Below are 13,733 nucleotides of genomic sequence, written 5' to 3' on the forward strand. Positions count from 1 at the left end.
GATGATAATTCTGGTCTTAAATTCCGGTAGTTCCTCCCTGAAATTCCAGGTAATACAGATGCCTGAGGAGCAAGTCTTGTCCAAGGGGTTGGTGGAGCGTATCGGGGAAGCCAAGGGGGCCATCCACTACCAAAACCCTACAGATTCAATTGTTAGGGATGCTGTTTTTCGGGATCACGAGGAAGGTCTAAAAGCTGTAATTCAATTATTGACAGACTCTGAATTGGGATGTATTAAAAATCTGGAAGAAATCCAGGCTGTAGGACATCGCGTTGTGCACGGCGGGGATAGCTATGATGCCCCAACCCGGGTAGATGCTCACGTGCGGGAAGCCATTGAGCAACTCGCTAGTCTGGCTCCTTTGCATAATCCAGCCAACCTGGCCGGGATTGAAATATGCGAACAGTTGATGCCCGCTGCAGCCCAGGTAGCGGTTTTCGACACCGCCTTCCACCAGACCATGCCCGAAAAAGCGTATCGCTATTCCATCCCCCGAAAAATTTCCGAAGCAAACAATATCCGGGCCTATGGCTTTCACGGAACCAGCCATAAATACGTGAGCGAAAAGGCGCAAACGGCCCTGGGCCAATCCGATTCCAAGATCATTTCCATCCACCTGGGCAACGGGTGTAGTATGACCGCGTTGCGGAATGGAAAAAGCGTGGATCACTCCCTGGGCTTTGGCCCATCGAACGGCCTGATCATGGGAACCCGCAGCGGGGATATTGATCAATCCGTAATCTTCTACCTCATGGAATCCCTGGGCATGAGTGGGCAGGAAATTAATTCTTTGCTGCAAAAAGAAAGCGGGCTATTGGGATTAACCGGGTATTCCGACCTCCGGGATGTTCAACGAGAAGCCGAGGCGGGAAACCGGGATTGCCAGGTAGCGCTTGAAATGATCGTCTATCGCATCCGAAAATACATCGGGGCTTATGCCGCCGCCCTGAACGGTTTGGATGCACTGGTATTCACGGCCGGTATCGGGGAAAATTCCAGCTATATCCGGGAGCAGGTTTGCCTGGAAATGGATTATTTGGGAATAGCCTTAGATACTCAAAAGAATACTGGCCTGGATAAGTCACAGCCGGTTTCTGAAATCCAGGCTGAGTCTTCGCGCGTCAAAATATTTGTAATCCCCACCAACGAGGAACTCGAAATCGCCAAACAGACGTTTGGTTTGCTGGCCTAGCTGGCGTTTGATTTCCCCGAAAGTTCCTCCAGGGTATCTTTCGGAATATTAAGCGTCCGAATAGGGAATGGGATTTCTATACCTTCTTTATCGAAGGCCGCCTTGATCTGAATCATGGCCTCGGATTTTGCCTTGGCCAGCTCCAGGGCCGAGGTGGAATTGATCCAGAAACGGACTTCAAAATTGATGGAACTGCCGCCGAATTCCTTATAGAGGAAAATCACTTCCTCCTTCCCCTCGATAAAGTCAAAATGGGAGACTACGGTTTCCCGAACCAAGTCCCGCACCTTATTCAGGTCGCTGTTGTAGGCCACTCCACATTCCAGGATTACGCGCGACTGCGAGGTGGTGGAGTAATTCTTAATGGGATTCTCGATCACCATTTTATTGGGGATGTACACCAGGTTATTGTCGATTTCCTTTAAGGTAAGGGCCCGCAGATTCAGATCTACTACTTCGCCCTCATAGCCATTGGTTTTAATCCAATCCCCGAATTTCACCTGCTTGATCATGGAGAGCACGATCCCGGAATAGGTATTCGCCAGAGCGCCCTGCAAGGCCAAACCAACAGCCAGACCTGCCACTCCGGCACCTGCAAGCACGGTATTCAGGGCCTTACTCAGGTTTAGGATTCCCAATACCAGGAATAACCCCAAAAGGACTACGGCTACCGCAGTGATACGGGCCAACAGGTTTTTCATGCTGTCCTGCAGGCTGCTCCGATCCAGGACGCGCCGCATGCCCTTGCGGATATAGCGCGCCAGGAAGAGCGAGATTATAAATACGATCAACCCCAGGGCCAGGTTGGGGAGGTTCATAATTATAGTATCGAACCAGGAATTAAGCTTATTCAGCATTTCGTCGAATGCTGTTTCAAATTTTGATTTCATGGGTGTTAGCGCTTTTTATCAATTTATGAAACTTTTTAATGATCCTTATCCCAATACCACGGCAGATTAACTCAAATAATCAACAACGACTTTGACTTTTAAGCGCTGAAATGATTAAATTCTGGAAGTAATAATTGCTCTGATGACTAAAAGATTATTCCATTCGCTTTGCCTAAGCTTTTGCGTGCTGCTAACATTCGGTTGTGCGGGACAAGAGCGCAAGACCGAAAACTACACCTTTAAAGAAGGCTCCTATTCTGGAACCGGTAAGTGGTATATGGGCCGCGAGATCGCCCACGTTATGGGTGCGGGGGGCATGCCCTGGCTTGATAGACCTGAGCGGGAATCCGAGGAACGGGTAAGCCTGCTTCTCAAAAACCTGGACTTACAAAAGACCGATGTGGTTGCGGATATTGGCGCCGGCTCGGGATACCATGTCTTTCGAATGGCTCCAAAAGTTAGGGACGGTAAAGTCTTTGCTGTAGACCTGCAAGTGGAAATGCTCGAGGAACTTCGGGAGCGCAAGCGCAAAGGCAACTTCACGAACGTCGAAGTTATACAGGGCACGGAAGAATCCGTAAACCTTCCCCCTGGTTCCGTAGATAAAATCCTGATGGTAGATGTGTACCACGAGTTCTCCTACCCTGTCGAAATGCTGGCCTCCATGTACGCTGCACTGAAACCAGGCGGAAAGATTTACCTCATCGAATACCGCAAGGAAGATCCCAAGGTACCCATCAAAGAATTGCATAAAATGTCCGAGGCCCAGGCGATCGCTGAATATGAGGCCAATGGGTTCACATACGAAACCAATATTTCCAATTTACCCTGGCAACATTGCCTGGTTTTTGTCCGGGAATAGTCCGGATTGCCAACCCTTTGTTAAGAAATTATCCGGGTAGTTAAACTCTGTTAACGAATGAAACAATTGAGGACTATTTACGTCTAAGAAGTGAGCGAAAAAATGAGGGCCTATTGCCTTCGTCGCTTTTTGGACAACAACATCATGAAACAGTCAAAGTCACACACAGAAGTTATTTCTAGTGGCCTGGAAAAAGTTCTTTCACGCCACGCGAGTTGGAAAAATACAAGACGACACACAGCACTTAAGCTGATTCGTTTCTCCTAAATAGAATAACATATTGTAAAGCAGAAAAGAGGGCTCCGGCCCTCTTTTTTTATTATGTGTCTGACAATCAAGGCAGGATTAAACTGAGAAATTAATAATTAACACAGGCGTGGATTAATTGTTTGTAATTAATCGGATTTATGTAACCGTTCTCCCGGATAATTGTGCATTTTTGAGAGGAGTTCGATATTTTAAAAGCTCTGGTGAGCTGCTATTCCCCCTCGCATTCACCAACGGCACGAACGAGTCACTAAATAACCACCCCATGCCCCTGATATACGATCTTTCGTCGTATCTCCCTGTATTGGTTGCCGTTGCTGTAGTAGCTACATGGATCATCAGCATCCGAATCTACCCGGTGATCATTTACATTGTCCAGAAGAAAAATCTGATGGACGAACCCGATGAGCGCAGCTCGCACATCAAAAAAGTGCCTACCCTTGGGGGTGTTGGCATGTTTCTGGCCTTTTCGCTGGCCCTTATGTTGTTCGGGATTTTCGTTGCCCTGGAGGAAGGCGAACTCGTGCGACTCATCTCCATCGTTGCAGCTACTATTATCCTTTTGTTCCTGGGTATCAAAGACGACTTACTGGTACTTGCTCCCAAAAAGAAATTCCTTGGGCAAATATTCGCTGCGGCCATTGTTATTCTCGCTACGGATGTTCGCATCAGCAGTTTTGGGGGGATTATGGGAATCTGGGAACTCCACTATTTTGGTTCAGTTATCTTCACCCTTTGCGTTTTTGTAGTCATAATTAATGCCTTCAATTTAACGGATGGAATAGATGGCCTTGCAGGATCCATCGCTACCCTATGCAGTGCAATTTTTGGATTCTTTTTCCTGGTCAACGGGGAAATGTTTTTGTCCCTGGTTTCTTTTACCCTCGTCGGGGCCCTTATCGGATTTTTAAGTCACAATTTCTCAGAACGCCAGAAACTCTTTATGGGAGATTCAGGTTCCTTATTTCTGGGGTATATGCTGGCCTATCAAGGGGTTTGCTTTGTAGAAGTGAGTGCGTCTGAAACTGCTTTGTACACGGTACCCCATGCACCTATTATCCTGCTTGCCCTACTGTCCTATCCGATGGTAGATAGCTTGAGGGTATTTGCAGTACGCATTTATAATGGCAAGCACCCTTTCCACGCCGATCGCAACCATATCCACCACCGTTTTGTGGATGTTGGCTACTCACATATGAAAGCCACATTTGCCATAAGCATTAGCAATGTCCTTATGGTGGGCTTGATTTGGCTGATCAATGACTGGGACCCAACAGTGCAGTTCTTTACTGGCTTATTTGCTGGGATGGGGTTGTATATGTGGGTTTTTGTAGTCCGTACGAATGACGAATTGCTACAATATAGCATTGATAATACAATTCAAGGAAAAACACTGGGAGCCAATACCATTAATCCAGTTGAAATTCTGAATAGAAAAAGACTACGCATTCTTAAACAACGGCTTAAGGTAGAGGCAACCAATAATTCTAAAAAGAAATCGGACTCTCAATTTCGCTTCATTACAGATGAGTCAAAACGTGAGATTTCGAAAGCAAAGCAATCCGGTTGATTCCACGGCTTTAAACCAGCGTCATGCTTTTCCAAAAACTTAAAGATCTCACCAGAAATAGGGAAAGGAATTACGTCTTTTTTTCACAAGTAGCAGGAGCTTTTATTGCACTAATATCCGGGAAAGTGATTGCCCTATATGTCTCTCCTGAAGACTTCGGTTTATACGGGATACAATTCGCTACCTTCACATTTTTCACCTCCCTAATGGTAAGCCCTGCCATACAGTTCGCAAAAGCATCTAACACAACATTTATTCCTAGAATAGGATCCTCATATTATTTAAGAACGGTATTTTTCAGCGTCTTAATTTCATTCGTTTGCCTCCTCCTATTCTTTTGGTGGTATTTCGGAAATCTTTCCTTGAGTCTAATCCTAATATTGTTTGTCTTTTTCCCAATCAACACGGCGAACAAACTACTGAATGATCAACTGAATATTGGAGGAAGGCTTATAACATTTTCAAATCTAGGACTCCTTAGAGCTCTTCTCGGTCTCTTGTTTCTCTTCTTATTCTTTGTGTTGGGTTGGAAATTTACCAGTGATGTGAACGCGCTATGGCTGATGCAACTCGTCGGGTCAGCTCTTGGATTACTACTTTTCTATAAGACTTACATAACGTACAGGCAAAAATTCCAAGTTCACTTCTACACCTATTTCAAAAGATATTTAAAGTTCGCATGGCCCCTTGCCAGTCTTGCAATTTGGACCTGGATAAGCAATTATTTTGACCGATATGCAATAGAGGCTTATTTGGATATTGAGCAAGTTGGAATTTACAGTGCAAGCTATGGGGTTGGATCTAAATTCTTTCTAACTCTAAGTCCAATATTCTTAATCCTTTTAACCCCTAAGGTGTTCTCTAAGTCTAAAAATGAGGAAAAGATAGTCGCAATTATTAAGAAATCTTGGCTTTATCTAGCACTCGCCTTACCTATACTTGTTTTGATTTATTTTACTCGTGGTTTAATAGGAAATATTCTTTTATCTACTGAATACCAAGAAGGATTTTACCTAATTTTCTGGATCGCGGCAGCCTTTTTTACATATACAATTTCACAATTCTTCGAAATCTACTTTTACGCTGGAGGGAGAACAAAAATAATTCTCTTGATTAATGTTGTAGGCGCTACAATTAATATCCTGCTAAATGTTATTATAATTCCAATTCTCGGAATCTGGGGAGCTGCTATTTCAACATTTTTTAGCTTTACGATACAAGCTTTAATGTATTTGGTTTTAGTATTAAAGATTAGACGGAATGTTGTCCAATTATCTGGATTAAACAAATGAATTTAACATTATCCAAGGCTGGACTTATCAAAATCAGATTGGTAATCTGGTTACTATTTTCTGTTTACCTGGTTACGTCCTTTTTCATTATCGAATCCTTTGATTTGAAGGTTAGCATTGTAATAACGGGCGTGCTAATTCAACTAACACTAATTGAATTTTTGAGCAATTGGCAAAAGCTTGGTAGACCAAAGCTTCTTGATTGGTTCAGGCTGTCAACCTTTCTAGGATTAGTGCTAAATTTTCTCTTCTTAATTTTTCTTCTTGATAATCGAGATGGACTATTGGTCCACAATGTTGTTATTGTTAATTCAAAAATTGCTCTTAAATGCCTACTAGTAATATTAACGGCTCTTATATCGCTAAAACTAGGCGAATACATTTCCAAAGAACTTCCGCAATTAAGAACTAGGAAGCTTAATGAATATAGGCACCTATTATTATTAAAAAACCTCAACCTACTATACTTCATAATCGGTTGTTTTGCGGTTGCAAAAATTTATTTAGTGATAAATGGATTTATTGACTTCGATAGCAATCCTAAAAATCTAAATCCTTTTCAATCATTAATTAATCAAATTACAATTACTTGGACTCCGATATTCTTGGTGTTCATGTCCATAATTATTTTTAGGTATGAGTACAGCGATAGAAGATTCTATTTAGTTTTTATCGTCTTTTTGGTTCTTCAGGTAATTCTGGGGTTCTTATCTGGTAGTAAAGAGTCTATTATTTCCCCAATTCTGATCGTAGGAATTCCCTATTTAATTAGTGGTAAAAAAATCTCACTGAAGTATTTTCTAAGCTTTTTGGTAATCGTAGTATTAATCTATCCAATTAATAATCGTTTTAGGAGTCTTACTAATCAAGGCCTAGAACTTAGCCAGCCGCAGATGGTAAAAGAAGCAATCTCCAAAACTTTGGAAAATAATATTTCCGAGTCTTTTGTTCTTGGTCTAGAGAGTTATCAAAAAAGAGTGTCAATGTTTGCCATTTTAATGTATAGCATTGAAAATGAGAAATATTGGAATGAATATAAGTTTATGGACAGATATGTTTTTCTGCCCATTGCATGGATAGTTCCCAGAATAGTATTACCAAATAAGCCAACTGCAGATATCGGCAGAAGGCTCTACGAAATGACAACGGGAAATGATTCCACTTCAATTACTCCGACTACCTATGGGTGGGCATATATGGAAGGAGGAACGATATATGTTCTCCTCTCATTTATTTTACTGGGTATTGCAATAGGTTACTTTGAGCTCAATTTGAGTTTAAGTAATCCTTTAGGCTTAATGATCTACGCTTTAATTCTTATCAGGCTATTAAAGATAGAATTTGACATCTATTCCATGATCACAAGCATTCTTCAAATAGTCCTTCTTTGCTTAATTACAAATAAGATGTTTTTCTCGCAAAAAAAAATAAAGATTGGCTAGAATTGCTCTTGTATTTAGACCACCAGAGGCAGGTAAATTTAGCATTGAAAAGGTTTTTGAACCTATCTCAAAAATGCCTGACATCGAACCTTTTTACCTAAAAGTGAACTTAAACTCGGCCAATAATTTATTTAAAATAATTACCCAATGTGTTACTCAATTGGATGAAGAATTCATACACGTTTCGGGAGATGTTCATTACGTCTGCGTTATTCTTTTTTGGAAAAAATCTATACTAACTATACATGATTGTAATCGATATGAACAACTAAAAGGTATTAGAAAGCACTTAATGGGCTTAATCTGGTTCCAGCTACCCTTAATTTTTTGCAACAAATGTGTGGTTATCTCCGATACCACTAAAAATCAACTTTTAAAAAATTTCTGGGTTCGACGAGGCAAAATAACGACAATCCCGAATAGCTTTTCCATCCCAAAAATTAAGTCATCAGTAAAAAGAAGAAATCAGAAGTTTACAATTATATCGATTGGAACTAAATCAAATAAAAATCTTTTAATGCTTTTCAAAGCGGTAAAGGATTCATCAGAAGTTCAATTGATTGTAGTTGGTCAACTAAGCAAATTACAAAAGGGTTTTTTGGAAAGTGAAAATATAAGCTATAGTAATTTCCACGATGTTAGTGAAGCGCATTTATCCGAACTCTACTCCAAGTCTGATTTGCTTTATTTCGCTTCAACCTCTGAAGGATTCGGATTACCAATTTTAGAAGCTCAAGCTTTAGGCGTTCCAGTTATGACTTCCAATATTAGTTCAATGCCCTTTGTCGCTGGAAAGGGTGCCCACTATGTTAATCCACATGACTTAAGTCAAATAAAACATGGAATTGAGAAGATAATAACTGATGAGTTGTACAGATCAAAATTGATCGAATCAGGACTGAAAAACATAAATAGATTTAGTAAAAAGGAATACTTGTCGCGTTACCGACATTTGTATAAGGATGTTTTTAAAATAGACCTCTCATGGTAATTACTCATGTCCTTTCTTCCATTGATAATAAGGGGGGCGGTCCCTCTCGAAGCTGTACTCAACTAATCGAGGAACTATCACGAATTCGCCCAGATTATTCAATCCAATTATTAACAAAAATTACCGATGATCCGTTCTTAAATTCCTTTAAGAATCAAAATGCTGAAATATACAATTTGTCCTATGATAAGCTGGGTAGACTTGAGGACTTTAAAGGTGTAGTCAATACTATTAAAAGTTCAATTTTCCACGGTCATGGAATTTGGCAATTACCTGTTCATCAAATGGCTTCTTATTCAAGAATGAACAAAATTCCTTACCTGATTTCGCCTAGAGGGATGTTAGAGCCTTGGTCACTAAAACAAAAGAGACTAAAAAAGAATGTCGCTCTAAAACTCTATCAAAGACTAGATTTGGAAAAGGCTAATTGTATTCATGCCACATCGGAGCTTGAAGCAAAAAGCATAAGAAAATTGGGATTAAATAATCCCATAGCGATTATACCTAACGGAATACCATTACAATACCCCATTAGTGAATTCGATAAGGTAGAGAATGGGAGGCGGGAAATTTTATTCCTTTCAAGAATTCATCCTAAAAAAGGAATAGAAAACCTAATACAAGCTTGGTCCATGATTCCTGAAAGTGAAAGAAAAGAATGGAAAGTAAATGTTGTTGGAAATGGTCAAGAAAACTATATCAAATCATTAAAGAATCTTGTAAAAGAAAATAATCTACAAAGTAGTATTGATTTTTCTCCACCCATATATGGGGCCAAAAAACAAGAACTTTTTAATCGTGCGGAAATCTTTGTCCTTCCCACTTATACTGAAAATTTTGGAATAGTAGTCACAGAGTCGTTAGCCTCAGGCACTCCGGTCATTACTACAAAAGGGGCACCGTGGCATGATTTAGAAATTTATAATTGCGGTTGGTGGATCGACATTGGCGTCCTTCCGTTATTTAAAGTTTTAAGAGAGTCCATAAAATTACCCAAAGAGGATTTAAAATCTATGGGAATAAATGGCAGAAAACTAATTGAATCAAAGTATGACATTAGTATAACTGGGAATCAAATGGCTCGGCTTTACGAATGGCTGGAAAGAGACGATCCAAAACCAGACTTTGTGGTATGATAAGCATACTAATTCCTTGCTTCAATAGTGAGCAGCATCTAGCACAATGTCTCAATTCTGTTATTAGTCAGAGTAAAAGGGATTTTGAAGTGATGGTGGTAAACGATGGTAGTACGGATAATACTGATGTTATATTGAATGAATTTCAAAAGACTGACAAAAGAATAAAAGTATTCAATCAAACAAATAAAGGGATCTATCTAGCCCGTAAAAGAGCTATCCAAGAAGCAAATTATGATTATATAGTTCATTTAGATTCAGATGACTACTTATTACCCAATGCAATAGAAATTCTTTGGGCAAAAATGAAAAACTCAGAATATGATATCGTTGTTTCTAACCACTATCAAATAACTGGTGATAAGAAAGTCCTTATTAACAATGAGATTGGGGATGGTGGTAATATAGATGCTATTAAAAATCTACTTAATGGAGGCTTAACTAGTTATTTATGGGGGAGGTTATTCAAAAAAAGTGTTTTTCAAGAAATTTCGATACCAAAAACTGGTAGGATTTATACCGAAGATGTGCTTACAAATCTGGCAATCTTTAGTGCTCAGGATTTAAAAATAGGTATAGTCAATGAACCAACAGTATGTTATAGAGTTCATACGGATCTCAATTCCTACTCACGAGCGCCTCAAAATGTTCAAGCAATTTTTGATGAGGTTCAAGTGGTAAAGAAAATGCTTGAGGCGGGAGGCTCTATTCAAAAATTCGATAATGAGTATGCAGGTTATAAATCAAGAAGCTGGGTGCTCTATTGCCGGATGAATGGATTAAAGGTCAAAAGTCGGGAGTACAGATGGGGTATATTTAAAGAAAACTTTTTCAAAGGCTTTATACACATGCCTTTTTATCAACGGATCGAGCTAATAGCATATACTATTAATCCCATGTTAGGAAGGATTTCTACCAAATCAATGAAATGGATAAAGGATCGACTTTAGATTTACAGAACTACAAGAATCGCTTGGGTTTAAAAAACAAAGCAGGGCGAGCAATATGGTTTGTAGCATATTGGCTTCTTTTTAGACCATTTGCTGGACGCCCCTTGCAGTTTTGGAGAAATTTAATTCTTAGAATATTCGGAGCGAAAATCACAGGTAATCCTTTGGTATTCGCTTCCGCCAAAATTTGGGCTCCCTGGAATCTTGAAATAAACAACGCTTGTATTTCGTACAACTGCAGAGTATACAATGTAGACAAGGTTATAATAGAGGAATTTGCGGTAATTTCTCATAACGTTCACTTGTGTTCTGCTTCACACGATATTTCTAGCCCTACCTACGAACTTGTTCATGAACCTATTCGAATAGGTAAACAAGCCTGGGTGGCGGCAGATTCCTTTATCGGTCCGGGAATAGATGTAGGTGAAGGAGCGGTCGTTGCGGCAAGAGCAGTAGTAACCAAGGACGTTGCTCCTTGGACAGTTGTAGGGGGCAATCCTGCCGTTAAGTTAAAAGAACGAACCATAAACAAAACCTAGGATCATAGACTGAGGCAGAATTCCTGGGCTTCTTATTTCTCATGAGAGTTTCCATTCTTATTCCGGCATACAATTGCGAAAGGCATATAGGTAGATGCCTGGAGTCTGCTATAGGGCAATCTTATCCTGAGTTGGAAATTGTTGTGGTAAATGATGGCAGCGAAGATTCAACAAGTGAAATAATTCAAACCTTCGCTGAGGCTGATTCAAGGGTTATATATATCGATCAAGATAACCAGGGCACTTATATGTCTCGGAAAAACGCTTTAAAAATCGCTTCAGGGGAATTAGTCTCAATTCTGGATGCTGATGATTTTCTTGAACCGGATGCAATCGAAAAGTTGGTATCGTGTTATGAGCGAACCTCTGCAGATATTGTTGTGGGGAACTTCTGTCAACATCGCCATGGAGGAAAACGATTGATAAAAAATGCTATCCCAATCAATCCAGATCAACTGAGTAATTTGAGGTATCTTCTTTTGGGAAAGTTACAGGTTTATCTTTGGGGTAGATTATATAAAAGAAATATCCTTGAGCAAGTAAATCTTCCGATTACCCGGGCATTATCAGAAGACACCTTGGCAAACATTCAAATTTTTGCCACACTGAATCCATCAATTGCCTACCTCGATGAAACGGTAATCAATTATGTGATACATGATTCTAATATATCCTATTCAACGAATCCTGTAGCTGTAGAGAAGTATTTTGATGAATTCAAGTACCTCACTGAAATCTTAGAGGAAAATAACCTTATTTCCCCTCTTAAAACTGAGCTGGCATTCTATAAGTGTAATATGTGGATAGGGTATAGCAGAAAAAACGGTAAGAAACTCTACCAGAAAAGCTATCGAAAAGAATACTTTAAAGAAAATTACTTCCTGGCAAAACCCTTTCTTTCTCCTTTGATGAAAGTTGAGATGCAGGCTTATAATGTTAGTCCATTACTGGGAAGGGCTTTTTTTAGATTTATGAATAGCATAAAGGCAATTCTGAGGTTTTGAAGCATCTAAAAAACAAGACAATACCAGTCTCTGTCATCATTCCCGCAAAGAATGAAGAAAAAAACATAAAGAGTTGTCTTGAGGCACTACAAGACTTCTCTCAAATTATTGTTGTTGATTCCAATAGTACCGATGGTACTAAAACAATTGTCGAAAGTTTGGGAGCAGCATATGTGAACTTTGAATGGAATGGCAAATTTCCAAAAAAACGTAACTGGATTCTTCAGAATTTTGATTTCAAACACGATTGGGTTCTCTTTCTGGATGCAGATGAGATTATAACTCCAAAATTCCAAGATGAACTTAGTCGCGCAATTAACAACTCGCACTTTGATGGCTATTGGCTGAAGTACACCAACCACTTCATGGGCAAAAGGCTAAGATTCGGTGATTCCATGCGTAAGTTGGCCTTATTTAAAAGGCAAGTAGGCGCCTACGAACGAATCGATGAAGAGCATTGGAGTAATCTCGATATGGAGATACATGAACACCCAATAATAGAAGGAAAAGTTGGCAAGATCAACAGTCCAATAATCCATAATGACTACAGGGGTTTAGCTCATTATATTTCAAAACATAATTCCTATTCCTCCTGGGAAGCCAGAAGATATTTACAACTTAAACGAGATTCTCAAAATAGTCTCAACTTCAGACAAAAGGTGAAGTATAGGCTTCTCTCACTAGGCTTGCTACCTATTGTGTATTTCATTTCTTCATACGTGATTAAGGGTGGATTTTTGGATGGTAAAGAAGGACTAGCTTTTGCCAAATTAAAGGCAAACTATTTTTATCAGATTCAGCTTAAAATAGCGGAATTTTCCTACAATAATTTAAATATCAAATGACCCTCACCCTTATCACAGCTACCTACGATAGTGCTGAAACTTTGGAAGCTTGCCTGAATTCCGTAGCTATGCAGGACTACAAGCAGGTGGAGCATCTGATTATTGACGGTGGGTCTTCCGATGGGTCAAAACAAATCGTATATGGCTATCAAAGTAAAATACCAGGTTTAAAGTGGTTCTCAGAACCCGACCAAGGTATTTACGATGCCCTAAACAAAGGGATTAACAAAGCAAGAGGTGATGTCATTGGTTTCCTGCACTCGGACGATTTACTCCCACATAGCCGTGTGTTATCCAGTATTGCAAAAAGCATTGATCAAAACAATACCGACGGCCTTTACGGCGATTTAAAATATGTTTCAAAAGAAGATCCTACACGGGTAATCCGCTATTGGAAAAGCCAACCCTTTAATCCCAAACTTCTGAGACGGGGATGGATGCCCGCCCATCCCACCTTCTTCCTTAAAAGAGATGTTTATAGAAAACATGGGAAATTTAATTTGAAATACAAGATTTCAGCAGACTATGATTTTATGCTTCGAGTGCTTCGGGACCCTGAATTGAGCTTTAATTATCTCCCCAAAGTGCTGGTACACATGCGGACAGGAGGTGCGAGCAACAAAAGTCTTAGTAATCTTATTCAAAAGTCCAAGGAGGATTATCAGGTCATGCGAGATCACAATTTTCGCATTCCCTTATGGTCGCTGACCCTTAAAAATATCTCCAAAATAGGTCAGTTCCTAAATAAATAAG

The 13,733-nt window shown here is 39.9% G+C and carries 13 protein-coding genes; 12 read left to right on the forward strand and 1 reads right to left on the reverse strand.

The annotated features are described in order from the left end of the window. The first annotated feature begins 1 nt into the window (after position 1). Positions 2-1,192 (forward strand): acetate/propionate family kinase, encoded by a 1,191-nt coding sequence (locus BM318_RS00750; protein WP_092979894.1) that lies wholly within the window; start codon positions 2-4, stop codon positions 1,190-1,192. Here BM318_RS00750 and BM318_RS00755 read toward each other — a convergent pair. Beyond that, positions 1,189-2,082 (reverse strand): mechanosensitive ion channel family protein, encoded by an 894-nt coding sequence (locus BM318_RS00755; RefSeq protein ID WP_092979896.1) that lies wholly within the window; start codon positions 2,080-2,082, stop codon positions 1,189-1,191. The genes BM318_RS00750 and BM318_RS00755 overlap by 4 nt on opposite strands. Before the next feature lie 184 nt (positions 2,083-2,266). Between BM318_RS00755 and BM318_RS00760 the strand changes: the two genes are divergently transcribed. From BM318_RS00760 to BM318_RS00810, 11 genes are all read left to right on the forward strand, one after another. Beyond that, on the forward strand, positions 2,267-2,944 hold the full coding sequence (locus BM318_RS00760; RefSeq protein ID WP_245759700.1) for a class I SAM-dependent methyltransferase: 678 nt from the start codon (positions 2,267-2,269) through the stop codon (positions 2,942-2,944). A 532-nt stretch (positions 2,945-3,476) separates the two neighbouring features. Further along, positions 3,477-4,781 (forward strand): MraY family glycosyltransferase, encoded by a 1,305-nt coding sequence (locus BM318_RS00765; protein WP_092979900.1) that lies wholly within the window; start codon positions 3,477-3,479, stop codon positions 4,779-4,781. Positions 4,782-4,804: 23 nt separating this feature from the next. After that, positions 4,805-6,073, forward strand: coding sequence for a lipopolysaccharide biosynthesis protein (locus BM318_RS00770; protein ID WP_092979902.1), 1,269 nt, complete (start codon positions 4,805-4,807; stop codon positions 6,071-6,073). Next, complete coding sequence (locus BM318_RS00775) at positions 6,070-7,515, forward strand: O-antigen polymerase (protein WP_092979904.1); 1,446 nt, start codon at positions 6,070-6,072, stop codon at positions 7,513-7,515. Before BM318_RS00770 ends, BM318_RS00775 begins: the two co-directional genes overlap by 4 nt. Next, entirely contained in the window at positions 7,508-8,506 is a 999-nt protein-coding gene (locus BM318_RS00780; RefSeq protein ID WP_092979906.1) for a glycosyltransferase family 4 protein, read from the forward strand. Before BM318_RS00775 ends, BM318_RS00780 begins: the two co-directional genes overlap by 8 nt. After that, complete coding sequence (locus tag BM318_RS00785) at positions 8,500-9,642, forward strand: glycosyltransferase (RefSeq protein WP_092979907.1); 1,143 nt, start codon at positions 8,500-8,502, stop codon at positions 9,640-9,642. Before BM318_RS00780 ends, BM318_RS00785 begins: the two co-directional genes overlap by 7 nt. Continuing rightward, complete coding sequence (locus BM318_RS00790) at positions 9,639-10,592, forward strand: glycosyltransferase family 2 protein (protein WP_177218233.1); 954 nt, start codon at positions 9,639-9,641, stop codon at positions 10,590-10,592. The genes BM318_RS00785 and BM318_RS00790 overlap by 4 nt, the downstream gene beginning before the upstream one ends. Further along, a complete protein-coding gene (locus BM318_RS00795) occupies positions 10,571-11,131 on the forward strand; it encodes an LbetaH domain-containing protein (protein WP_092979909.1) in 561 nt (186 codons plus the stop codon). The genes BM318_RS00790 and BM318_RS00795 overlap by 22 nt, the downstream gene beginning before the upstream one ends. 41 nt (positions 11,132-11,172) lie before the next feature. Continuing rightward, positions 11,173-12,135 carry a glycosyltransferase family 2 protein gene (locus BM318_RS00800; protein WP_092979911.1) on the forward strand — a complete coding sequence of 321 codons (963 nt, stop codon included), beginning with the start codon at positions 11,173-11,175 and terminating at the stop codon, positions 12,133-12,135. Beyond that, positions 12,132-12,980: a glycosyltransferase family 2 protein gene (locus BM318_RS00805; protein WP_218154973.1), complete on the forward strand. Its 849-nt coding sequence runs from the start codon at positions 12,132-12,134 to the stop codon at positions 12,978-12,980. The genes BM318_RS00800 and BM318_RS00805 overlap by 4 nt, the downstream gene beginning before the upstream one ends. Continuing rightward, entirely contained in the window at positions 12,977-13,732 is a 756-nt protein-coding gene (locus BM318_RS00810) for a glycosyltransferase family 2 protein (RefSeq protein WP_092979912.1), read from the forward strand. The genes BM318_RS00805 and BM318_RS00810 overlap by 4 nt, the downstream gene beginning before the upstream one ends. Position 13,733 lies beyond the last annotated feature (1 nt).

This window comes from Robiginitalea myxolifaciens, assembly GCF_900115205.1.
Taxonomy (GTDB): Bacteria; Bacteroidota; Bacteroidia; order Flavobacteriales; family Flavobacteriaceae; genus Robiginitalea; species Robiginitalea myxolifaciens.